The following is a 20,657-nucleotide window of genomic DNA, read 5'->3' on the forward strand; positions in this document are numbered from 1 at the left end:
ACGGCTCAGGACCCCGCTGGGGCGTCCCGATGGGCCCTCAGTGCGGCGATCTCACGCTCGAAATCCTCGGCGGAGCTGAACCCCCGGTACACCGAGGCGAAGCGCAGGTAGGCGACTTCATCCAGGTCGCGCAGTGGACCCAGGATGGCCAGACCCACCTCATTGCTGGGGATCTCTGGGGACCCGGCGGCCCGGACGGCATCCTCGACCTGCTGGGCAAGCAGATTCAGCGCATCGTCATCGACATCACGGCCCTGGCAGGCACGGCGTACACCCTTGACGACCTTGTCGCGGCTGAACGGCTCGGTGACGCCGCTGCGCTTCACGACGGCCAAGACGGCGGTCTCGACGGTGGTGAAACGACGGCCGCACTCTGGACACGATCGCCGGCGTCGTATCGCCTGGCCTTCGTCCGCTTCGCGGGAATCGACAACACGCGAGTCAGGATGACGGCAGAACGGACAGTGCATCACTGCTCCTTCGCCGGTTCTGGACTCGATGTCGTTGAGCTGGGTTTGTTGACGCACCGCGCAACGCGCCCAGACCGGTGTCGAGGATACCCGTGCTCCCGCACGCCCGAAGGTCACGCCCGGCTGCCGATCAGCCGACCGGAGAAACCAGCGTCTGACCGGCTTGCACTGTCGCCGAGTCGAGTTCATTGAGTTCCCGGATCTTGGACACCACGGCCGACCGTGGCGCCTCCGGCGCGACACGTGAGGCCACGTCTGCCAGGGTCTCCCCGGGAGCGACCTGCACTACCGCCACCCGCTCCGGCACACCCGCGCCCCCGACGCCTGCGGCGCTCACCTGGCCGAGCATCAGCAGCCACATCGTCGCCACCGCGGCACCCACCGCGACGAGGATGGTGGCCTTCAGGCTCACCGGGCGGCGACCATGCACCCGATGCGGCATCGCCGAGACGCGGATGCCGTTACCGCGGTATGCGACCGGCCTGCCCGCGGGCCGGCGATACGCGACAGTGCGCACCGGTAGCGCCCGCCGTTGGGTCAGCGGGTATTGGGCGCTATAGGCGCGCGCCTGTGGGGCGTACTCGCGCGGCGCGTGCTCGCGAGCGTGAGAACTACGCGGCGGGGCGAGAACGTTTGTGCTCATCTGCATGCCCTTCCTGTCCAGTCGATCGGTCGGCCCGTTCGCTCTTATGTTCGAATGTACTCGATCATGTGTTCGATGTCCGAACATGTGATCGATTTGTAGCATCCGGTACCGACAAGTGGCCCTGAGCAGCACCGATACACCCCATCGGCGGGCCGCCAGGCATGCGTCGCGACACGCATCGAACACATGTTTGATAAATGTCGTCGACAGGTCTAGATTCGGGCCCATGAGCGATACACCCAGCAAGGGACCCGCCACCGGTTCACTGACCGAGCGCCAGCGGACCATCCTGGAGGTCATCCGCGCATCGGTGAATGAACGGGGCTACCCCCCGAGCATCCGCGAAATTGGAGACGCCGTCGGGCTCACCTCCACATCCTCGGTCGCCCATCAACTACGCACCCTCGAACAGAAGGGCTTTCTGCGGCGTGATCCGAACCGTCCACGCGCCGTTGATGTTCGGGGCCTCGATGATTCTCATACCCCATCGGCCACCACCGATGTGATCGGCTCCGGCGACCTGCCGGAACCGACGTTCGTCCCCGTTCTCGGACGTATCGCCGCCGGTGGTCCCATCCTGGCCGAGGAGGCCGTCGAGGATGTCTTCCCACTCCCCCGCGAACTTGTCGGCGAGGGATCGCTGTTCCTGCTCAAGGTGGTGGGTGAGTCGATGATCGACGCCGCGATCTGTGACGGCGACTGGGTGGTGGTACGCCAGCAGAATGTCGCCGACAACGGCGATATCGTGGCCGCGATGATCGACGGCGAAGCGACCGTCAAGACATTCAAGCGGACGGCGGGCCATGTCTGGCTGATGCCGCACAACCCGCTCTTCGAACCGATCCCCGGTAACGACGCCGCCATCCTCGGCAAGGTCGTCACGGTTATCCGCAAGGTCTAAATGCCTGCGGGCGCCGGTCCTGGGGCCGAGGAATCGTCGGCAGAGGTCAAGAACAACTGAAAATGCGTAACGTCATGCCAGCTGCCCAGCTTGTACCCGATCCGGCGATACAACGCGACCTGTTCGAATCCCATTGTCAGGTGTAGCTTTTCGCTCGCTTCATTGGGCGTCACGACTACGGCGAGCACTGTGCGGTAGCCGAGATCGCGGAGCCGGTCCAATAGCGCGGCATACAGCAGGCGTCCCGCGCCGCGCTGCCGCCGCGCGCCATCGACATAGACACTGACCTCGCAGGCCCACTGGTAGGCCATGCGTGATTTCCACGGCGCCGCATAGGCGTAGCCGAGAATATCCCCACCGTCCTCGGCCACCAGCCAGGCATGGCGGTGGGCCGCCGTCTGGATGCGTTCGGCAAGAACGGCATCCGACGGCGGCACCTCCTCGAACGAAATGGCCGTATCGGTCACGTACGGCGCATAGATCGCCGCGCACGCGGCCGCGTCGGCGGCCGTCGCGTCACGAATATGCATGGGCGACTAGAGCGAACGCCCGATGATCTCCTTCATGATCTCGGTAGTTCCGCCGTAGATCGTCTGGATACGGGAGTCCATGTACGCCCGGGCGACCGGGTACTCACGCATGAAGCCGTAGCCGCCATGCAGCTGCAGGCAGCGGTCGATCAGGTGGACCTGCTTCTCGGTGCTGTACCACTTGGCCATCGCGGCCTGCTCGACGCTCAGCTCCTTCTTGTTGAGCAGCGTGATGAATTCGTCGACCATGATCCGGATCATGGTGGCGTCGGTGGCGAGCTCGGCCAGCACAAAGCGGCTGTTCTGGAAGCTCTTGATCGGCTTGCCGAACGCCTTGCGCTCAGATGTGTACTGGATGGTCGCCTCGAGCATGGTTTCCATCGCCGCGGCCGCGACGACCGCGATCGACATGCGTTCCTGCGGCAGGTTCTGCATGAGGTAGATGAAGCCCTGGCCCTCTTGACCCAGCAGGTTGGCAGCGGGCACCCGAACGTCGGTGAAGGACAGCTCGGCGGTGTCCTGAGCGTCCAGACCCATCTTGTCGAGCTTGCGGCCGCGCTCGAAGCCCTCCATACCGCGCTCCACCACGATGAGCGAGAAGCCCAGCGCGCCCTTCTCCGGGTCGGTCTGGGCGACCACGATCACCAGGTCGGCGTTGATGCCGTTGGTGATGAAGGTCTTCGCGCCATTGAGAATGTAATGATCGCCATCCTTGACCGCGCGGGTCTTGATGCCCTGCAGGTCGCTGCCGGTACCCGGCTCGGTCATGGCGATGGCGCTGATCAGCTCGCCGGAACAGAATCCCGGGAACCAGCGGGCCTTCTGCTCGTCATTGGCCAGATCCCGGAAGTACGGGCCGGCGACATCGTTGTGCAGGGTGAAACCAATACCCGACTGACGGGCCTTGGTGATCTCTTCACCGATGATGGCGTTGTAGCGGAAATCGACGAGTCCACCGCCACCGAACTCCTCGGGCATATCGGTGCCCAAGAAGCCCTGTTTGCCGGCCTCGACCCACAGCGAGCGGTCGACGATCTTGTTCTCGTCCCACTCCTCGCGGTAAGGCTCGGCGTGCCGTTCCAGGAAGGTCTTGAACGACTCGCGGAACAGTTCGTGCTCGGGTTCGAAAATGGTGCGTGTGAACTTAACGGCGCCGGCCATGATCACCTTCCGGTTTGGGTTTACGTACTTGGCAGAATGTATACCAACCCACTGGTCGGTTGGCACTCGCCTACCTGGTTTCGACGGACAGAAAGCCTAGGCTGATCGGGGTGACCAGGCCGGCACTTTCACATACCCACTGGGGTGCGTTCACGCCCGAGGTTCGCGACGGCGAGGTGATCGGCGTCACCCCCTTGGGCACAGACACCGATCCTTCCCCGCTGCTGCACAACATTCCCGGCTCCCTCCGGCATCAGGCCCGGGTTACCGCGCCATCCATACGCCGCGGCTGGTTACGCGACGGTCCCGGCCCCAGTACGAAGCGCGGCGCCGACGAGTACGTCGAGGTGTCCTGGGATGAGTTGACCGAAGTGCTGGGCGATGAACTGCGCCGCGTCGTCGACACTCATGGCAATGAAGCCATCTACGGCGGCTCGTACGGCTGGGCCAGCGCCGGACGTTTCCACCACGCCCAGAGCCAGGTCCACCGGTTTCTCAAACTTCTTGGTGGATATACCTTTTCGCGCCATTCCTACAGCCTCGGCGCGACCGGCGTCATCATGCCGCATGTCATCGGAACCCACGACGGACTGTTCAAGAGGTCCACGTCCTGGGATGTCATCGTCGAAAACACCGACCTGCTGGTCTCATTCGGCGGAATCGCGCTGAAGAACACGGGCGTGAATCACGGCGGCACCACCGCCCACCCGGCACGCGACGCCCTCAACAGGTTCCGCGACCGCGGCGGGCGCATCGTTTCCTTCAGTCCGCTACGCGACGATATCGATGGCGAATGCGAATGGCACGCACCGGTTCCCGGAACCGACGTCGCGATCATGCTCGCACTGGCACATGTGTTGGCGACCGAGGGCCTGGCGGACTTGACCTTCCTACGCACCTACTGCACCGGTTACGAGCGATTCGAACGCTACCTGTTGGGTACCGACGATGGTGTGCCCAAAAGCCCCGAATGGGCCCAGACCATCAGCGCGGTGGATGCCGGCGAGCTGCGCACGCTGGCCCGTCGGATGGCATCGGGGCGCACCCTGGTGACGATCAGCTGGTCGCTGCAGCGGGTTCGTCACGGCGAGCAGGCACCCTGGATGGGACTCACCCTGGCCGCGATGCTCGGCCAGATCGGCTTGCCCGGAGGCGGTTTCGGCCACGGTTACGGCTCGATGAACGAGCCAGGGCTGGCTCCGGTGAGCTGCCCGCTGCCCGTCTTCCCGCAGGGCCCCAACCCGGTCGAGACGTTCATCCCGGTGGCAGCCATCAGCGAGCTGCTACTGCGGCCCGGCGAGACGCTGACCTACAACGGCCAGACACTCACCCTGCCCGATATCAAATGCGTCTATTGGGCGGGCGGGAATCCGTTCCATCACCACCAGAATCTGCCGAGGCTGCGCCGTGCACTGGCCCGAGTCGACACCGTGGTGGTGCACGATCCGGTGTGGACGGCGATGGCCAAGCACGCCGATATCGTGGTGCCGTCCACGACCAGCCTGGAACGCGACGACTTCTCCGGCAGCCGCAATGATCCACTCTTGGTGGCGATGAAAGCCGTGGCACCGCCGTATGCCAACTCCCGCGATGACTACACCACATTCACCGCGCTCGCCGACAGACTCGGCTTTGGCGAGCAGTTCAGCGAGGGACGCACGGCCGCCCAGTGGTTACGCCATATCTACGCCGAATGGGCCGGCACCCTGGATTTCCCGGTGCCTTGCTTCGACGAGTTCTGGGACCTCGGCTACCTGCGGCTGCCCACCAATCCCGGTTTGACGCTGCTCTCGGACTTCCGCGAGAACCCCACGGCGCACCCGTTGCATACTCCCAGCGGGCGCATCGAGATCTTCTCGCAAACCATCGACGGATTCGGATATGCCGACTGCGGCGGCCACCCGCGCTGGTATGAGCCCACCGAATGGCTGGGCGGGCAGCGCGCGCAAACGTTTCCGCTACATCTGATCGCCAACCAGCCGCGTACCCGGCTGCACAGCCAGCTCGATTTCGGCGGCACCAGCCAACGATCGAAGGTGCGCGGACGCGAGCCCCTGCGTATACATCCGGACGACGCCGCTTCGCGCGGCATTGCCGACGGCGATGTGGTGCGGGTGTTCAACGATCGCGGCGCCTGCCTGGCCGGGGCGGTTCTCGACGACGGGCTGCGGCGTCAGGTGGTGCAACTATCTACCGGCGCCTGGTTCGACCCGATCGATCCCGCTGACCCGGATTCACCCTGTGCGCATGGCAATCCGAATGTGCTGACCGATGACTCGGGAACCTCGTCGTTGGCGCAGGGCTGCACCGGTCAGCATGTCCTGGTGCAGATCGAGCGGTTCGAGGGAACGCCACCTCCGGTGCGGGCCCACAACCCGCCGCGGTTCGTTCCGCGCGATCAGGACAGCGATTAGCGCCGCGCGATTACAGCTCGGCGAGCGCGGCGGCCAGGGCCTGCGGCACCCGGCCGATCACCCGCGTGCCGTCGGCGAGATGCTCGGCGGACTGCACCTGCCCCTCGGTGTGGATTCGTGCCACCAGATCGCCCCGCTCATAGGGGATCACCACATCGACGCGCACATCTCCGCGGGGCACCGTTTCGGCGATGGCCTCGCGTAACTTGGTCACACCCTCCCCGGTGTGAGCCGAAACGAACAATGCCTTGGGCAACGCGCGGCGCAGCTGCGCCAGTGCCAGATCACCCGCCGCATCGATCTTGTTGATCACCATGAGTTCGGGAGATGCGGATGCCGTGTCGCCCGAATGGTCGGCAACGACCTCGTTGATGACCTTGCGCACCGCCTCGATCTGCGCCAGCGGAGCGACATCGGAGCCATCGACCACATGCACCAGCAGGTCGGCATCGGCGACCTCCTCCAGCGTGGAGCGGAAGGCCTCGACCAGCTGAGTGGGCAGGTGCCGCACGAAACCTACGGTATCGGTGATGACGAATTCGCGTCCGTCGTCGAAGGTTCCGCGTCGCGTCGTGGGCTCGAGGGTGGCGAACAGTGCGTCCTGCACCAATACCCCGGCACCGGTGATCGCGTTCAGCAGACTGGATTTACCGGCGTTCGTGTAACCGACGATGGCGATCGACGGCACATCGCTTTCCAATCGCCGACTGCGCTTGGTGTCACGGACCTTCTTCATCTCACGGATCTCGCGGCGCAGCTTAGACATGCGCTCGCGGATCCGGCGCCGATCGGTCTCGATCTTCGTCTCACCGGGACCACGGGTACCCACACCACCACCGGCACCACCGGCACGGCCACCGGCCTGCCGGGACATCGACTCACCCCAGCCGCGCAGCCGCGGCAGCATGTACTCCATCTGCGCCAACGACACCTGCGCCTTGCCCTCCCGGCTGGTCGCGTGTTGGGCGAAGATGTCCAGGATCAACGCGGTGCGGTCGATGACCTTGACCTTCACCGCCTTCTCCAGCGCCACCAGCTGCGCCGGGCTCAGCTCACCATCACAGATGACGGTGTCGGCACCGGTCGCCAATACGATCTCCCGCAGCTCGATCGCCTTGCCGGAGCCGATGTACGTTGCCGGGTCGGGCTTTTGGCGGCGCTGAATCAATCCTTCAAGCACCTCAGAGCCGGCGGTTTCGGCCAGTGCGGCCAGCTCGGCCATGCTGGCGTCGGCCTCCTGAGCCGTGCCATCGGTCCAGACACCTACCAGCACCACCCGTTCCAGGCGCAGCTGGCGATACTCGACCTCGGTGACGTCGGCGAGTTCGGTGGAGAGCCCGGCCACACGTTTGAGTGCGGCGCGGTCTTCCAGGGCAAGTTCGCCATCGGTGGGCGTCTCATAGGTGGTACGCATACTGGCTACCGATGCTCCCACCTCGGGCTCATCGAACGCATCCGAATTATCAGCAGGCGCCAATGCCGCCCCACCATTCATCGGAGATTTCGCCGTCGGCCAGCAACATGGAAGGGCCGCGTAGAAAGCTAGATTCGCCGGTGACCGTCACCCGGACCTGCCCGCCGGGGATGTTGACGACAATCTCACCGGCCTGCTGCCCGATATGGCGCAGCGCGGCATAGGCGGCCGCTACCGTTCCCGTTCCGCAGGAACGCGTCTCACCGACACCACGCTCATGCACCCGCATGTGCACAGTGCCGACCGGACCCGGCGTGGGAGCCGTCAGCACCTCGATGTTGACCCCTTCGGGAAACAGTTGCTCGTCGAACGTGACCGGCGCCCCCACGTCGAGCGTGCGCAGCTGCTCGGTGGACAGATCCGCATCCACGCAGGCCAGATGCGGGTTCCCCACGTCGATGGCCAGGCCGGAGAACCGGCGCCCGCCGACCACGGCTGCACCCGCACCGAATTCCTTGACCGGCCCCATGTCGACGGTCACATCGGCGGAAAGCTGACTCCAGGCATTGATGCGCACCGGTCGCGGTCCGGCCAGCGATGCCACCACGAACTCGTCACGGGTTTCCAGACCCACCGACCGCAGATAGTGCGCGAACACCCGCACACCGTTACCGCACATCTCGGCGATCGAGCCGTCGGCGTTGCGGTAGTCCATAAACCAGTCTTCGCCGCTCACCCCGACGGGTTTCTCTGCCAGCACCCCACCCTCGAGGGCAGCGCCCACGGTGGTGACACGCAGCACGCCGTCGGCGCCAAGACCGCGTTGCCGGTCACACAGCGCCTGGACGGCGGCCACCGACAGGTCTCGTTTGACGTGGACATCCGGCAGCACCACGAAATCGTTCTGGGTGCCGTGCCCCTTGGTGAACTTCACGTATTCGAGGATAGGCGCCAGCGCGACTCGATTTCTCCCACGAGTCCCTCCTGCCCCTCGGACGCCGCGCACTCACCCGACAGCCAGGTGACGCGATGGTCGCGACCGAACCATGATCGTTGCCGGCGAACATAGCGCCGGGTGCCGATGAAGGTCAGCTCACGCGCCCGCGCCAGCTCATCGGCGCCGCCGCCTGCATCCAGCGCGGCGATGACCTGCGCATATCCAATGGCCCGCGCCGCGGTGACGCCCTCACGTAAACCGGCACCCAGCAGACGTTCGACCTCGGCGACAAATCCCTGCTCGAACATCAGATCCGTGCGACGCGCGATCCGTGCGTCGAGTTTCTCGGTCTCCCAGTCCAATCCGACAATCAGCGCGCCCCATCGCGGCGGCCCGATAGTGGGCGCCGATGCCGCGAACGGTTGACCGGTGAGCTCGATCACCTCCAGCGCGCGCACCGTGCGGCGCCCGTCGGTGGGCAAGATGATCGCGGCGGCCGCCGGGTCGCGCGCGGCCAGCTCGGCGTGCAATGCCGCGACCCCGATCTGCTCCAGCCGATCCTCCCACCGTGCCCGCACCTGGGGGTCCGTCGCCGGAAAAGCCCAATCATCAAGCAGCGCTTGGATATACATCATCGACCCGCCGACGATCACCGGTACCCGGCCGCGGGCCCGGATGTCGCCGATTATCGCGACGGCCCGTTCTTGATAGGTGGCGACGGTGGCGGTCTCGGTCACGTCGAGCACATCGAGCATGTGGTGCGCGATCCCCCGCCGTTCGGACTCGGGCACCTTGGCGGTGCCGATATCCATACCGCGATATAGCTGCATCGCGTCGGCGTTGACGATCTCTCCGCCCAACCGCTCAGCCAGGTCCAGGGCGAGCGCCGACTTGCCGGTCGCGGTGGGGCCGATGACGGCGATGGGCCGCGTCATGACACCCGCCAGGTGCCCGCGAAGTATCCGACCCCGTAGGGCGCCCCGCGGTACAGGCACCGGGCCTCGACGGCGTCGGTACCCGCGAGCCCGGCAAGCACCTGGTAGGCGGCGCCCCCGGTGATGACCGCCGGTAGGTGGTGCAACGAGGCCGCGTCTCCGTGCGCCAGCGCGTCGGCGAGGGCGGTCTGCGCCTCCTCGGCGTCGGCCCGGTGTCCGCCGGGCGCCTTATCGGTCAAGGTGTTGGCCCCGTCGGCGATGACGAGCACGCCGGGGGGCGCCGGCTGTGCCTCGATCTCGCTCCGCAACGCGCGCCCCAGGCGGACACCATCGGCGTCGCCGGATGCGATGAGCCGCACCTCGGCCGCGTCAGCTCCCACACGTGCCCGTAACCAGCCGGCGATGAGCACCGGTAGCGGAAGTTCGACCGGCCCGGCGGACCGGTCCGAAAGCGACACACGCACGTCAACCCCGTACCCGGCGAAGGTGCCCGATACCTCGTCGCGGTAGCTCCCGTCTCCCACTCCGACCGCGATCCACCGCTTGGGCAGTCCGCGTACCGCCGTCACCGCGGCCGCACGCAGCTCAGCGGTTTCCTGGGCGGCCTCTCCGCCCAATTCGGGCACCAACAGCGGGGTCGAGGGGCAGATCGCTATCGACAGATCCACAGCGTTAAGTGGCCTTCAAGGCAGTGGCCGACGCGATATCCACCTCGGACATCGCGGCCTCCTCGCGGAATCATCTGGCATATGTTCGCCCGTGCGGCGAGGACACCTGTTTGAATGAACGGTGTAGTGAGCTTAGGGCGCCGTGCTGCGCGGCAACAATTGTAGGAAGAGGTTTCATGTCCGATCAGACTCAGCCGGAACTCTCAGTACAGCAAGAGAGCATTGCCCCCGTCCCCCGGCCGGGGCCGAAACCTCATCCGATGCCGCGCCGTCCAGCGGCACCGGCGCCCGCTCCTGCGGCCCACCACATTGATCCCCACAAGTTCGGCCGGGTAGATGACGATGGCACCGTATGGCTGATCACCAGCACCGGGGAACGCCAGATCGGATCGTGGCAGGCCGGGGATGCCGACGCGGCATATGCGCACTTCGGGCGCAGATTCGAAGATCTCGAGACGGAGATCCAACTGCTGGAGCTGCGGCTCGGTTCCGGGTCGGGTGACGCCCGCAAGATCAAGACCGCTGCCGAACATCTGGCGGAGACATTGCCCACCGCCTCGGTGCTCGGTGATGTGGATTCCCTGACGGCGCGGCTGTCGGCACTCGTGGAATCCGCCGACAGCCAGGCTGCGGCCGCACGCGCACAGCGCGACGAGGCACGCTCGGCGAGCATCTCCCGCAAGGAGGAGCTTGCCGCCGAGGCCGAGGAGCTGGCCACCAACTCCACCCAGTGGAAGGCCGCCGGAGACCGGATTCGGGCCATCCTCGACGAGTGGAAGTCCATCCACGGTGTCGACCGCAAGACCGACGACGCGCTGTGGAAGCGGTACTCGTCGGCACGCGAGACATTCAATCGCAGGCGTGGGGCGCACTTCGCCGAACTGGATCGCGAGCGCGCCGGTGCCCGCGAGAAGAAAGAAGAGCTCTGCAAGCGGGCCGAGGCGCTGTCGGACTCGACGGATTGGGGCGCGACCGCCGCCGCGTTCCGCAATCTGCTCACCGACTGGAAGGCCGCCGGGCGGGCTCCCCGGGAGACCGACGACAACCTCTGGCACCGCTTCAAGGCCGCGCAGGACAAGTTCTTTGCCGCCCGCAATGTCGAATCCGCTTCTCGTGATGCCGAATTCACCGCAAATGCGGATGCCAAGCGTGCACTACTGGTGGAGGCCGAAAAGATCGATCCGGATGCCGATGTGGACGGTGCCCGGGCGGCGTTGCGCACCATCGGCGACAAGTGGGACGCCATCGGCAAGGTTCCCCGCGAACAGCAGGCCGATCTCGAACGACGGCTGCGCGCGGTGGAGAAGAAGGTTCGCGAGGCGGGCGAATCCGGCTGGGGTGACCCCGAGGCCGAAGCACGTGCCGAGCAGTTCCGCGATCGCGCGCGCCAGTTCGAGGAGCAGGCCGTCAAGGCGGAGGCCGCCGGTAAGACCAAGGATGCCGAGAAGGCTCGGGCCAGCGCCAAGCAGTGGCAGGAATGGGCCGATGCCGCGGTGGCGGCGGTCAAGAGCCGATCGCGCTAGCGATCCGTCCTACTTGTCGCGGTCCTCGTCGTCCTCGAAGGCGTCGTCGAGGAAGGTGCGCTGATCGCGCTGGGCGGCCTCGCGGCGCTCCTGCTCGGCTGCCAGCTGCACCGCGGTGCGTGACCACACCACGCGAGCCCAATGGAACGTCAGCAGAATGACGGCAACCCAGGCGATCACCAGCCCGATCCCTGGGCCGGGGTGTCCCGTTCCCGCGGTCTGACGCGTCCAGATCGCCAACATGCCGATGACGCTGGCGACAAATGAGCCCGCCAGCGCGATCCAGGACAACACCCAACGGCGCGTGAGCAGCGCCAGCATGGAGAACCCGACTCCGAAGATCATCGCCAGCCACACAAAGATCCGGGACGGCACCCGCACGGATTCCTGGTCGGCGATCGCCCCGTTGACCAGAACGTCGAAGCCCCTGGCGTGGCCGGTGTGCGGAAGCACGAAGGTCAACAGCAGCGCGAAGACCAGGACCGCGACCACCATGGCGCGGGCACCCGGATCGATTTCGCCGGCGACCTTCTTTTCGGCCGCGTCGATATCCCTGCGGAATTCCTCGAACTCGGCGTCTTCTTTGCCCGATTCCGGGTCACTCATAGCCCGCACCCTGCAACCTCAATCCGCTCCGTCTTCGGGGCCCCGATTCCGGGCATTCCCAAGCCAATGCCCGGCGTACTGGGCTTCTTGCCGGCTTCGTGCGCATCACCAGCGCGGGTACGCCGGTGGCTCAGCACTCCCCCGTCGGCGACCAAGTGGTGTGGCGCGGCACCGGTGACGTCGACGGTGATCACATCGCCGGGCCGCAAGACGCCATCCACCTGGCCGTGCGGCCGGAAATGCACCAGACGGCCGTCCCGGGCACGCCCGCTCATCCGGGCGGTCTCGCCGTCCTTACGTCCCTCTCCGGTGGCGATCAGCACTTCGATCATGCGACCGATCTGCTTCTGATTCTCCGCAAGCGTGATGGATTCCTGCAGCGCGATGAGCCGGTCATAACGTTCCTGCACAACAGCTTTCGGCAGTTGATCGGGAAGCTCCGCAGCCGGGGTGCCCGGCCGGATCGAGTACTGGAAGGTGAAGGCACTGGAAAAGCGTGCGCGAGCCACCACCTCGAGCGTCTGCTGGAAGTCCTCTTCGGTCTCGCCCGGGAATCCGACGATGATGTCGGTGGTGATCGCCGCGTGCGGCATCGCCGATCGCACCTTGTCGATGATCGACAGGAAGCGCTCGGACCGATAAGAGCGGCGCATCGCCTTGAGGACGCGGTCGGAACCCGATTGCAGCGGCATGTGCAGCTGAGGACAGACGTTGGGGGTTTGCGCCATCGCCTCGATGACGTCGTCGGTGAACTCGGCGGGGTGCGGCGAGGTGAACCGCACCCGTTCCAGCCCCTCGATGCGACCGCAGGCCCGCAGCAGGTCCGCGAAAGCGCCACGGTCCCTGGGGATATCGGGATCGGCGAAGTTGATGCCGTAGGCGTTGACGTTCTGGCCGAGCAGCGTGACCTCGAGCACGCCCTGGTCTACCAGCGCCTGCACCTCACCGAGGATGTCACCCGGCCGACGGTCGATCTCCTTGCCCCGCAAGGAGGGAACGATGCAGAAAGTGCAGGTGTTGTTGCAGCCCACGGAGATCGACACCCATGCGGCATAGGCCGATTCGCGGGTCGCCGGCAGTGCCGACGGAAAGTGCTCGAGGGCCTCGACGATCTCGACCTGAGCCTCGTTGTTGTGGCGTGCGCGCTCCAGCAGCGCGGGCAGCGAGCCGATGTTGTGCGTGCCGAACACGACGTCGACCCAGGGCGCCTTGGTGAGCATGCCCTCGCGGTCCTTCTGCGCAAGGCATCCACCGACGGCGATCTGCATGTTCGGGTTGGCAGCCTTGCGTGGTGCGAGGTGGCTGATGTTGCCGTACAGCTTGTTGTCGGCGTTCTCACGCACCGCACACGTGTTGAAGATGACAATGTCGGCGTCGGTGCCCTCAGGAGCCTTGACGTATCCGGCCGCATCCAGCAGACCCGACACCCGCTCGGAGTCGTGCACATTCATCTGGCAGCCGTAGGTGCGGACCTGGTACGTCCGGACCGCCAACTGCTCGGAAGTCGCGGTACTGGTCACCGGCTTATGGTACGTGCCCGCGCCCGGCCGGTTTTCCGTGCCGATTGACGACGCGTTTCACCACGCCCGCACCCCGTGCGCGCCAGCCCCGCCACCAATCGTCGAGGCCGCAGACGGTGCTGACGCCTATCCACGCCAACCAGCCCGCCCCGAACCACACACCGGGCACCGCGGGTTCCAGCAATGGCTCGCACAGCGCCACCAGGACGATGACGCAGATCAGCACAGAGACGATCGCGAACGCGATATCCCGCCGGGGCTGCGGTCGCTCCGGGGTCTCGCTCTCGCGCAAGTACCGCCCCGGGTGGGTTCTGCCGACAGCCAGGCCACTCGACGACGTGGCCAAACGCATTAGCGAGCTGGGCAGCAGCAACGATCCGAGCATCAGCCCGAGGCTGGCCATTATCCAGCCCTCAGGAGTTGCCCCATTGGCCGCTGCGACCGGGAAAGACGTGATGAACAGCACAGCGGCGATAACTCTCGCGAGCGCCTTGATTCGCGGGACATCAAGGGAAGATTGTCGCCACACCCGCATGGACCCAGTATTACAGAAGTTTGCTGCAACCCGCCACGCGGAACATCTGATCGTTCATCGGTGGATGCGCGGACCCACTGGTTCCAGACTGCAAAAGTGTGAGGAACCCGTATTGTCTGACCATGCCGGTGAGTACCGACACGTCAACGAGCGGGGAAAATTCCCCCGCAACCAGCGTCCCCATGATCTCCCTCGAGCATGTCGATAAGCATTTCGGCGACCTGCACGTGCTCAAGGACATCACCCTCGAAATTCCACGCGGCCAGGTCGTCGTCATCCTCGGCCCGTCAGGTTCCGGTAAATCGACGCTGTGTCGCACGATCAACCGCCTCGAGCCCATCGATAGCGGCACCATCCGGATCGACGGCGAGGTGCTGCCCGAGGAGGGCCGCGCGCTGGCGCACCTGCGCGCCGAGGTCGGCATGGTGTTCCAGTCGTTCAACCTGTTCTCACACAAGACGATCCTGGACAACGTGACGCTGGCACCCATCAAGGTGCGCAAACACGACAAAGAGACGGCACGCAAGCGCGCGATCGAACTGCTGGAGCGGGTCGGTATCGCCAGCCAGAAAGACAAATACCCCGCACAGTTGTCCGGTGGCCAGCAGCAACGCGTCGCGATCGCCCGGTCGCTGGCCGTGGGCCCCAAGGTCATGCTGTTCGACGAACCCACCTCCGCCCTCGACCCCGAGATGGTCAACGAGGTTCTGGACGTGATGGTCTCGCTGGCCAAGGAGGGCATGACCATGCTGGTCGTGACCCACGAGATGGGATTCGCGCGTAAGGCGGCCGACCGGATCATCTTCATGGCCGACGGGGCGATCGTCGAGGACTCCGATCCGGAGAGTTTTTTCACCAATCCGACGTCCGAACGCGCCAAGGATTTCCTCGGAAAGATCCTCGGGCATTGATGAGCCGGCACACCGCGCTAGTGGTAGCTCTGGCCGTGCTCGCCGCGCTGATCAGTTCGTGTGGCAGCACCGAGCCCCGACAACTGCTCGGGTCGATCCGCGGCGGCACCGTCATCCTTGGCACCAAGTTTGATCAGCCGGGTGTGGGCCTACAGCATCCCGACAAGAAGATGAGCGGCTTCGACGTCAAGATCTCCGAATACGTGGTCAACGCCATTGCCGACGAGCTGGGCGTGGCGCACCCAACCATCCGTTGGTACGAGACCCCGTCCGCGCAGCGCGAACAACTGATCGACAACGGCACCGTGGACATGATCGCGGGCAGCTATTCGGTCAACTACAGTCGCGCCCAGAAGGTTTCATTCGCCGGCCCGTATCTCATCACCTATCAGGGGCTCCTGGTGCGCAAGGCCGACGATTCGCTGACCAAGCTGGATGACCTGAACCGCGGCAAGAAACTGTGCTCGGTGTCCGGCTCGACACCGGCGCAGAACGTCAAGAACCTGTTACCAGGCGTCCAGTTGCAAGAGTTCGACTCGTACTCCTCGTGCGTCGAGGCGTTGCGGCGCGGCAAGGTCGACGCGCTGACCACCGACGAGACGATCCTGGCCGGATACGCCAAGCGCTACGAGGGTGAGTTCAAGCTGATTCAGATGAACTACGAGCTGAGCAAGCCGCTGTGTATCGGAAGCCCTAAGCGGCAGAGGCACAATGGCGACCCTTTCTCCCGGGAGGTGTACGGGATCGGGCTGGCCAAGGGCGACACCGCAGCCATCGAAGCCATCGATCGCGCACTGGACAAGATGATCACCACCGGGGCATGGGATAGCGACCTACGGGAAGCCCTCGGAGACAGCACAATCACCGATTGGGAGAAGCGCGCCCAGGGCGGCACCTACGGGTTACGACCCGACCCCTCACCCGCTGCGATCGAGAAGATCACCGGCACCAAGCCTGTCGCCGATCCGGCATGTGAGGCCGCATGAGCGCGCTGTGGGCGAGCATGGGACCGCAGCTGTGGCCCGCCTTCTGGACCACCCTGAAACTGACGTTCTTCTCCGCGGTGGGCTCCCTGGTATGGGGCACCGTCCTCGCCGAATTCCGGGTGTCACCGGTGCCGGTCATGCGGATCTTCGGCACCTGGTACGTCAACCTGGTCCGCAATACGCCGCTGACCCTGATCATTCTGTTCTGCTCGGTGGGGCTTTACCAGAACCTCGGTATCGCATTGGCGCCCGAGAACTCCAACTTCATCAGAAACAACAACTTCTGGCTGTCGGTTCTCGGATTCTCCCTGTACACGGCGACTTTCGTGTGTGAAACGCTGCGCTCGGGCTTCAACACCGTGCCGCTGGGCCAGGCCGAGGCAGCCCGGTCCCTCGGGTTGCCGTTCTGGCGGGTCTTTACCCTCATCGTGCTGCCGCAGGCCATGCGGTCGGTCTTGGCCCCGCTGGGCAGCGTGCTGATCGCGCTCGTGAAGAACACCTCGATAGCCTCGGCGATCGGTGTCGCCGAGGCCGCCCTGCTGATGCGTTCGGAGATCGAGCTGTTCGCCGATCAGATCGTCTGGATCTTCCTCATCATCGCGGCGGGGTACATGGTGATCACGCTGACTATCGGACTGTCATTCGGATACTTCGCAAAGCGGCTGGCGGTGAAGCGATGACCGGCGGTGCCACAGTCATGTATGACACACCCGGCCCGAAGGGCCGCGCGCTCAATCGGGTCATCGCCGTCGCGTTCACCGCCCTGGTGTGTGCGGCGGCGGCGTGGGTGATCTGGACTCTCGTGGCCAACGAGCAGCTCACCGCGGAAAAGTGGTCACCCTTCCTGCGCCTGAACACGTGGACCACGTACATCTTGCCGGGGTTGCTGGGGACCGTCACCGCGGCGGCGCTGTCGATTGTGTTCGCGTTGGCACTCGGTGCGGTGCTCGGTATCGGCCGACTTTCCGAGCACCGCCCGGTGCGTTGGATTTCCAGCTCTCTCGTGGAATTCTTCCGCGCCATCCCGGTGCTGATCTTGATGGTGTTCTCCTACTACCTGTACGGCCAGCAGGCTGTTTTCCCGTCCGAATATTTGGCATTCGCCGCAGTGGTGACAGGACTGTCGCTGTATAACGGCTCGGTCATCGCCGAGATCTTGCGCTCGGGCATCCAATCGCTACCGAAGGGGCAGTCCGAGGCGGCCGTCGCGCTGGGCATGCGCAAGTCGCAGATGATGCGGCTCATTCTGCTTCCCCAGTCGATTGCCGCGATGCTGCCGGCGCTCATTTCGCAGATGGTCATCGCGCTGAAGGACTCGGCACTGGGCTACGCCTTCGGGTACATCGAGGTGGTGCGATCGGGCATTCGGTCGGCGTCGTACTACGGGAACTACCTACCCGCCCTCGTGGTGGTCGCGGTGATCATGATCCTCATCAATTTCGCCCTGTCGTCGCTGGCCACCAGAATCGAACGTCAACTGCGCGAGGGCAGACGGAAAAAGAGCATCGAGAAAGACCTGCGCCAGGATTACGGCGAGTAGTCAGCGGATCGGTAGTGACGACTCGTCGCCTTCAGGCCGCGGGCCGAAGATACGGCGTTCGTCTTCGGCGATCGGGGTGTCGTTGATGCTGGCTTCGCGCCGCGACATTAGACCCTCCGAGGTGAATTCCCACAGCTCGTTTCCGTAACTGCGCCACCACTGCCCGGCCTCATCGTGCCACTCGTATTGGAACCGCACGGCCATCCGGTTCTCCCGAAAACCCCACAGCTCCTTGCGTAACGCATACCCGTTCTCCTTGGCCCACTTTCGGGTGAGAAACGCCACGATCTCGGCGTGGCCGGTGATGAACTCGTCGCGGTTTCGCCATACCGAGTCCTCGGTGTAGGCGGCGGCGACGCGCTGTGGGTCGCGAGTGTTCCAGGCATTCTCGGCGGCCCGTACTTTCTGACGGGCGGAGTCGATGTCGAATGGCGGCAAGGGTGGGCGTGTCATGTGTCTTCCTTGTCTACAGCGGCGGATTCGCCGGCGAAGGTTCGGGATTCCCCCACCGCAGCGGGCTCCCATTGATGATCTCAACAACTTCCTCGACGGTGAAGTCGACCGAGCACTGCGCACCCGGAGCGAAGGTCGCCTCGTCCCAATTCAGGCGAGCCGTCCCGGTGAGCTGCAACGTCGATCCGGTGTGCCAATCCAGAATCAATACGCCGCATCGCGGGTCGACGTGCAGATTTCCCAACGTCATGAACATCGAGTTGCCCAGGTAATCGGGCCAGCGCAGCAGATTCGGCGAGAGCACCCGCAGAAAACCCGGATTGCCGCCCCGATGCGATGTGTCCGCGTTGCCTTCATCGTCGGCCGTCCCGATGATGAAGGTGTCGGCCAGCGACACTGTCTTCTGTTGTGCGGCATTGAGAGATGCCCCACGGCGCGCGTCGCCGGGCAATCCGCGGCCGATACCCGAGACGTCACGCCGCGCGATGTACTTGGGACAGTTCGAGTACACCTGATCGGTGGTGACAATCAGTCCGTCCTTCGACGGTACGGCGGTGCCGTTGACACGCATCCGGCGCCGGCGCTGCGGCTGTAGCGCGAGCATCCCAATCTTGCGCTCCGACCGCAGCACGCTGGCCAACGGGTCACCGTAGACCGGCATCGCGTCGATCGCGACGGTTCGGGCATCGGTGGCATGCGCGAACCCCGGCGGGCCGACAATCTGGCTCGCCCACATCCGGCCACTGTCATCTCGCGCCGCGACAAACACCATCGGCTGGGCTGACAGGAAGGTCGCCGCAACCTCCGGTATATCTGCCGAGATAATCCGCCCGACTCGAATAGCGCTGGCGGACTGACCCATTCGCCGCTGAACGGCAAGCTCGCCGCCATGGTAGGTCATCTCAGAAGAACCCACAGGTCGGCGATTCGCCCGCTGGCGCTTGGTGCTGTTCGGCACCGACCGCCGCGAACACCTCGAGGCGTATTCCGTCAGGATCGGCGAAGAAGATGCCTCCTGAGGCCACGCCCTCCTGGTGTGCGACAACACCGTCGTGGGCGAACACCGTCGATAGTTGCTTCAAGATCGCCTCCACCTGCCGCACCTGCTGTATGGAATCCACTTGGAACGACAAATGGTGCAAGCCCGGTGTGGCCGCTGAGAATTCCCCGCTGCTCTGTTCCCAGAGGGTGAGCACGGGACCGCTGTCGAATCCCAGAAATGCGAACCGCCGCGCACCTTCGGCACTCACCGCGAGTTCATCGAATCCGAACGCCTGCCGATAGAACGCGATGGACCGCGTCAGGTTACTGACGTTCAGGCCGACGTGGCCGGTGACGACACGGGGCGCGATGGCTGTGCTCATGAGAAACCCTCTCTAACCGATAACAAAGTATTGCCGGTTAGAGAGTAATCATCACAAACCAGCATCGTCAACCATCTATTCGACTTTTACCGGTTATGATTTCTAGGACAGGCTCACCCGACAAGGAGGCGGCTAACCTCAGGCCCATGCCCGATCCACGCCCACATCTCGATGAACCGCTCGCACTGGACCTACTGAACACCCGGTGGATGAGTGGCGATGGGCCGCAGGATCTTTTAACCGATCTGGACGGTCTGCGAATCTGGCTGCACACCAATGACCTTGACGACCGATGCACAGTCGACGACAGGACACTCGAGGCACTCCGCACTGCCCGCGAAGCCATTTATCACGCGGTGAAGGATTCACACATCGACGGCCTGAACGCCGTGCTGTCCCGTGGCGCGATCCGCCGCTCCTTGACCGCGGACGGGCCACTCGACACCGCGGAGGTTCCCGAATCACACTGGCTCGCCGGCTGGCTTGCTGCCGATAACCTGCTCGCCCTGCTCTCCGAATCGCCCAATCGGATCAAACAGTGCGCCCACCCGCAGTGCGTGCTGTTTTTCTATGACACATCCAAGAACGGGGCACGCCGGTGGCATTCGATGGCGACCTGCGGGAACAGAGCAAAGGCCGCTCGGCACTACGCGAAGACCACGTAGTCCCACTTCACAGCCGCATCACAGATTAGATTCTTACTCAACTATCACAATCGAAGTATTACGTAACAGGTATCACTTCGTTACCATAATCACCATGCGAAACATCGTATTGACCATCGGCGTGTCCGCCGTCTTCGGAGCGGCATGCACGGGGGCGGCACTGTCGGGTGCGCCGGTGGCCTACGGCGCTCCGCTGAACTTCGACTGCTTGCAGGTTGCGACACCCATCGGCATGAATCTGACCTGCGTGAACCCGACCCCGTTCACTATGGACGCGCATTTCAAGGGCAACTGCGGCCCGCTGCCGATGCTTAACGAGGACACCGAGATCGGGCCGTTCAAGACGATCTCTCGCCAAGTGCCTTGCCTGCCGGGCGTCCAGTCCCCCTCCGCCGAGGCGTCCATGAGCATGCGCTCCAATGGCACCGACGAGGGCGATCCGCCACCGAATCCCCCGGCTCGCCCCTTCGGGCTATAA

23 protein-coding genes are annotated in these 20,657 nt (G+C 64.7%); 9 read left to right on the forward strand and 14 right to left on the reverse strand.

Features of this window, described 5'->3' with window-relative positions; translation table 11 throughout:
* Positions 1-5: 5 nt before the first annotated feature.
* Together nrdR and ABG82_RS16165 are read right to left on the reverse strand one after the other, a co-directional pair.
* Positions 6-470, reverse strand: coding sequence for a transcriptional regulator NrdR (gene nrdR, locus ABG82_RS16160; protein WP_043078097.1), 465 nt, complete (start codon positions 468-470; stop codon positions 6-8).
* Between the two features lie 130 nt (positions 471-600).
* Positions 601-1,113 carry a LysM peptidoglycan-binding domain-containing protein gene (locus ABG82_RS16165; protein WP_062826719.1) on the reverse strand — a complete coding sequence of 171 codons (513 nt, stop codon included), beginning with the start codon at positions 1,111-1,113 and terminating at the stop codon, positions 601-603.
* A 229-nt stretch (positions 1,114-1,342) separates the two neighbouring features.
* Between ABG82_RS16165 and lexA the strand changes: the two genes are divergently transcribed.
* Positions 1,343-2,017 carry a transcriptional repressor LexA gene (lexA, locus tag ABG82_RS16170; RefSeq protein WP_043077987.1) on the forward strand — a complete coding sequence of 225 codons (675 nt, stop codon included), beginning with the start codon at positions 1,343-1,345 and terminating at the stop codon, positions 2,015-2,017.
* Here lexA and ABG82_RS16175 read toward each other — a convergent pair.
* Together ABG82_RS16175 and ABG82_RS16180 are read right to left on the reverse strand one after the other, a co-directional pair.
* Positions 2,014-2,547: a GNAT family N-acetyltransferase gene (locus tag ABG82_RS16175; protein WP_043077988.1), complete on the reverse strand. Its 534-nt coding sequence runs from the start codon at positions 2,545-2,547 to the stop codon at positions 2,014-2,016. The two genes, lexA and ABG82_RS16175, sit on opposite strands and share 4 nt — an antisense overlap.
* Before the next feature lie 6 nt (positions 2,548-2,553).
* Positions 2,554-3,708, reverse strand: coding sequence for an acyl-CoA dehydrogenase family protein (locus ABG82_RS16180; protein ID WP_043078099.1), 1,155 nt, complete (start codon positions 3,706-3,708; stop codon positions 2,554-2,556).
* A gap of 110 nt (positions 3,709-3,818) precedes the next feature.
* Here ABG82_RS16180 and ABG82_RS16185 point away from each other — a divergent pair, with 110 nt between their 5' ends.
* On the forward strand, positions 3,819-6,122 hold the full coding sequence (locus ABG82_RS16185; RefSeq protein ID WP_043077989.1) for a molybdopterin-dependent oxidoreductase: 2,304 nt from the start codon (positions 3,819-3,821) through the stop codon (positions 6,120-6,122).
* A gap of 10 nt (positions 6,123-6,132) precedes the next feature.
* On the opposite strand, the gene hflX is transcribed toward ABG82_RS16185, so the two are convergent.
* From hflX to ABG82_RS16205, 4 genes are read right to left on the reverse strand one after another with little or no spacing between them, the layout of a single operon-like run.
* Positions 6,133-7,536 carry a GTPase HflX gene (gene hflX, locus ABG82_RS16190; RefSeq protein WP_043077990.1) on the reverse strand — a complete coding sequence of 468 codons (1,404 nt, stop codon included), beginning with the start codon at positions 7,534-7,536 and terminating at the stop codon, positions 6,133-6,135.
* A 49-nt stretch (positions 7,537-7,585) separates the two neighbouring features.
* Positions 7,586-8,470, reverse strand: coding sequence for a diaminopimelate epimerase (gene dapF, locus ABG82_RS16195; protein ID WP_043077991.1), 885 nt, complete (start codon positions 8,468-8,470; stop codon positions 7,586-7,588).
* Positions 8,467-9,408, reverse strand: coding sequence for a tRNA (adenosine(37)-N6)-dimethylallyltransferase MiaA (gene miaA / locus ABG82_RS16200; protein ID WP_043077992.1), 942 nt, complete (start codon positions 9,406-9,408; stop codon positions 8,467-8,469). Before miaA ends, dapF begins: the two co-directional genes overlap by 4 nt.
* A complete protein-coding gene (locus ABG82_RS16205; RefSeq protein ID WP_043077993.1) occupies positions 9,405-10,076 on the reverse strand; it encodes a class III extradiol ring-cleavage dioxygenase family protein in 672 nt (223 codons plus the stop codon). The genes miaA and ABG82_RS16205 overlap by 4 nt, the downstream gene beginning before the upstream one ends.
* Before the next feature lie 176 nt (positions 10,077-10,252).
* Here ABG82_RS16205 and ABG82_RS16210 point away from each other — a divergent pair, with 176 nt between their 5' ends.
* Entirely contained in the window at positions 10,253-11,599 is a 1,347-nt protein-coding gene (locus ABG82_RS16210; RefSeq protein WP_078343248.1) for a DUF349 domain-containing protein, read from the forward strand.
* Between the two features lie 9 nt (positions 11,600-11,608).
* Here the strand turns inward: ABG82_RS16210 and ABG82_RS16215 are convergent, their stop codons facing one another.
* Genes ABG82_RS16215 through ABG82_RS16225 form a run of 3 tightly spaced genes read right to left on the reverse strand, consistent with a single transcriptional unit; the run spans position 11,609 to position 14,260 of the window.
* Positions 11,609-12,205, reverse strand: a complete 597-nt coding sequence (locus ABG82_RS16215) for an Rv2732c family membrane protein (RefSeq protein WP_043077994.1) — start codon at positions 12,203-12,205, stop codon at positions 11,609-11,611.
* Positions 12,202-13,725: a tRNA (N6-isopentenyl adenosine(37)-C2)-methylthiotransferase MiaB gene (miaB, locus tag ABG82_RS16220; protein ID WP_043077995.1), complete on the reverse strand. Its 1,524-nt coding sequence runs from the start codon at positions 13,723-13,725 to the stop codon at positions 12,202-12,204. Before miaB ends, ABG82_RS16215 begins: the two co-directional genes overlap by 4 nt.
* Positions 13,726-13,729: 4 nt before the next feature.
* Positions 13,730-14,260: a hypothetical protein gene (locus ABG82_RS16225; protein WP_043077996.1), complete on the reverse strand. Its 531-nt coding sequence runs from the start codon at positions 14,258-14,260 to the stop codon at positions 13,730-13,732.
* Between the two features lie 182 nt (positions 14,261-14,442).
* On the opposite strand from ABG82_RS16225, the gene ABG82_RS16230 reads away from it, so the two are divergent.
* From ABG82_RS16230 to ABG82_RS16245, 4 genes are read left to right on the forward strand one after another with little or no spacing between them, the layout of a single operon-like run.
* Entirely contained in the window at positions 14,443-15,171 is a 729-nt protein-coding gene (locus ABG82_RS16230; RefSeq protein ID WP_043077997.1) for an amino acid ABC transporter ATP-binding protein, read from the forward strand.
* Entirely contained in the window at positions 15,171-16,157 is a 987-nt protein-coding gene (locus tag ABG82_RS16235) for a glutamate ABC transporter substrate-binding protein (protein ID WP_043077998.1), read from the forward strand. The genes ABG82_RS16230 and ABG82_RS16235 overlap by 1 nt, the downstream gene beginning before the upstream one ends.
* Positions 16,154-16,837: an amino acid ABC transporter permease gene (locus ABG82_RS16240; RefSeq protein WP_043077999.1), complete on the forward strand. Its 684-nt coding sequence runs from the start codon at positions 16,154-16,156 to the stop codon at positions 16,835-16,837. The genes ABG82_RS16235 and ABG82_RS16240 overlap by 4 nt, the downstream gene beginning before the upstream one ends.
* A complete protein-coding gene (locus ABG82_RS16245) occupies positions 16,834-17,697 on the forward strand; it encodes an amino acid ABC transporter permease (RefSeq protein WP_043078000.1) in 864 nt (287 codons plus the stop codon). The genes ABG82_RS16240 and ABG82_RS16245 overlap by 4 nt, the downstream gene beginning before the upstream one ends.
* Here ABG82_RS16245 and ABG82_RS16250 read toward each other — a convergent pair whose 3' ends face one another.
* Genes ABG82_RS16250 through ABG82_RS16260 form a run of 3 tightly spaced genes read right to left on the reverse strand, consistent with a single transcriptional unit; the run spans position 17,698 to position 19,514 of the window.
* Positions 17,698-18,150: a nuclear transport factor 2 family protein gene (locus ABG82_RS16250; protein ID WP_043078001.1), complete on the reverse strand. Its 453-nt coding sequence runs from the start codon at positions 18,148-18,150 to the stop codon at positions 17,698-17,700.
* A 13-nt stretch (positions 18,151-18,163) separates the two neighbouring features.
* Positions 18,164-19,051 (reverse strand): pyridoxamine 5'-phosphate oxidase family protein, encoded by an 888-nt coding sequence (locus ABG82_RS16255; protein ID WP_043078002.1) that lies wholly within the window; start codon positions 19,049-19,051, stop codon positions 18,164-18,166.
* Position 19,052: 1 nt separating this feature from the next.
* Positions 19,053-19,514, reverse strand: coding sequence for a VOC family protein (locus ABG82_RS16260; protein ID WP_043078003.1), 462 nt, complete (start codon positions 19,512-19,514; stop codon positions 19,053-19,055).
* Positions 19,515-19,660: 146 nt separating this feature from the next.
* Between ABG82_RS16260 and ABG82_RS16265 the strand changes: the two genes are divergently transcribed.
* Positions 19,661-20,179 carry a CGNR zinc finger domain-containing protein gene (locus ABG82_RS16265; protein ID WP_043078004.1) on the forward strand — a complete coding sequence of 173 codons (519 nt, stop codon included), beginning with the start codon at positions 19,661-19,663 and terminating at the stop codon, positions 20,177-20,179.
* Positions 20,180-20,273: 94 nt separating this feature from the next.
* Positions 20,274-20,657 carry a hypothetical protein gene (locus ABG82_RS16270; protein ID WP_043078005.1) on the forward strand — a complete coding sequence of 128 codons (384 nt, stop codon included), beginning with the start codon at positions 20,274-20,276 and terminating at the stop codon, positions 20,655-20,657.

Origin of the sequence: Mycobacteroides immunogenum (assembly GCF_001605725.1) — a bacterium.
In the GTDB taxonomy this organism is placed as follows: Bacteria; Actinomycetota; Actinomycetes; order Mycobacteriales; family Mycobacteriaceae; genus Mycobacterium; species Mycobacterium immunogenum.

Excerpts from the sequence above, each read along its gene's own strand:
- nrdR (WP_043078097.1), bottom strand. The coding sequence starts at position 470 with ATGCACTGTCCGTTCTGCCGTCATCCTGACTCGCGTGTTGTCGATTCC.
- ABG82_RS16165 (WP_062826719.1), bottom strand. The coding sequence starts at position 1,113 with ATGAGCACAAACGTTCTCGCCCCGCCGCGTAGTTCTCACGCTCGCGAG.
- lexA (WP_043077987.1), top strand. The coding sequence starts at position 1,343 with ATGAGCGATACACCCAGCAAGGGACCCGCCACCGGTTCACTGACCGAG.
- ABG82_RS16175 (WP_043077988.1), bottom strand. The coding sequence starts at position 2,547 with ATGCATATTCGTGACGCGACGGCCGCCGACGCGGCCGCGTGCGCGGCG.
- ABG82_RS16180 (WP_043078099.1), bottom strand. The coding sequence starts at position 3,708 with ATGGCCGGCGCCGTTAAGTTCACACGCACCATTTTCGAACCCGAGCAC.
- hflX (WP_043077990.1), bottom strand. The coding sequence starts at position 7,536 with ATGCGTACCACCTATGAGACGCCCACCGATGGCGAACTTGCCCTGGAA.
- miaA (WP_043077992.1), bottom strand. The coding sequence starts at position 9,408 with ATGACGCGGCCCATCGCCGTCATCGGCCCCACCGCGACCGGCAAGTCG.
- ABG82_RS16210 (WP_078343248.1), top strand. The coding sequence starts at position 10,253 with ATGTCCGATCAGACTCAGCCGGAACTCTCAGTACAGCAAGAGAGCATT.
- ABG82_RS16215 (WP_043077994.1), bottom strand. The coding sequence starts at position 12,205 with ATGAGTGACCCGGAATCGGGCAAAGAAGACGCCGAGTTCGAGGAATTC.
- ABG82_RS16225 (WP_043077996.1), bottom strand. The coding sequence starts at position 14,260 with ATGCGGGTGTGGCGACAATCTTCCCTTGATGTCCCGCGAATCAAGGCG.
- ABG82_RS16230 (WP_043077997.1), top strand. The coding sequence starts at position 14,443 with ATGATCTCCCTCGAGCATGTCGATAAGCATTTCGGCGACCTGCACGTG.
- ABG82_RS16235 (WP_043077998.1), top strand. The coding sequence starts at position 15,171 with ATGAGCCGGCACACCGCGCTAGTGGTAGCTCTGGCCGTGCTCGCCGCG.
- ABG82_RS16240 (WP_043077999.1), top strand. The coding sequence starts at position 16,154 with ATGAGCGCGCTGTGGGCGAGCATGGGACCGCAGCTGTGGCCCGCCTTC.
- ABG82_RS16245 (WP_043078000.1), top strand. The coding sequence starts at position 16,834 with ATGACCGGCGGTGCCACAGTCATGTATGACACACCCGGCCCGAAGGGC.
- ABG82_RS16250 (WP_043078001.1), bottom strand. The coding sequence starts at position 18,150 with ATGACACGCCCACCCTTGCCGCCATTCGACATCGACTCCGCCCGTCAG.
- ABG82_RS16255 (WP_043078002.1), bottom strand. The coding sequence starts at position 19,051 with ATGACCTACCATGGCGGCGAGCTTGCCGTTCAGCGGCGAATGGGTCAG.
- ABG82_RS16260 (WP_043078003.1), bottom strand. The coding sequence starts at position 19,514 with ATGAGCACAGCCATCGCGCCCCGTGTCGTCACCGGCCACGTCGGCCTG.
- ABG82_RS16265 (WP_043078004.1), top strand. The coding sequence starts at position 19,661 with ATGCCCGATCCACGCCCACATCTCGATGAACCGCTCGCACTGGACCTA.
- ABG82_RS16270 (WP_043078005.1), top strand. The coding sequence starts at position 20,274 with ATGCGAAACATCGTATTGACCATCGGCGTGTCCGCCGTCTTCGGAGCG.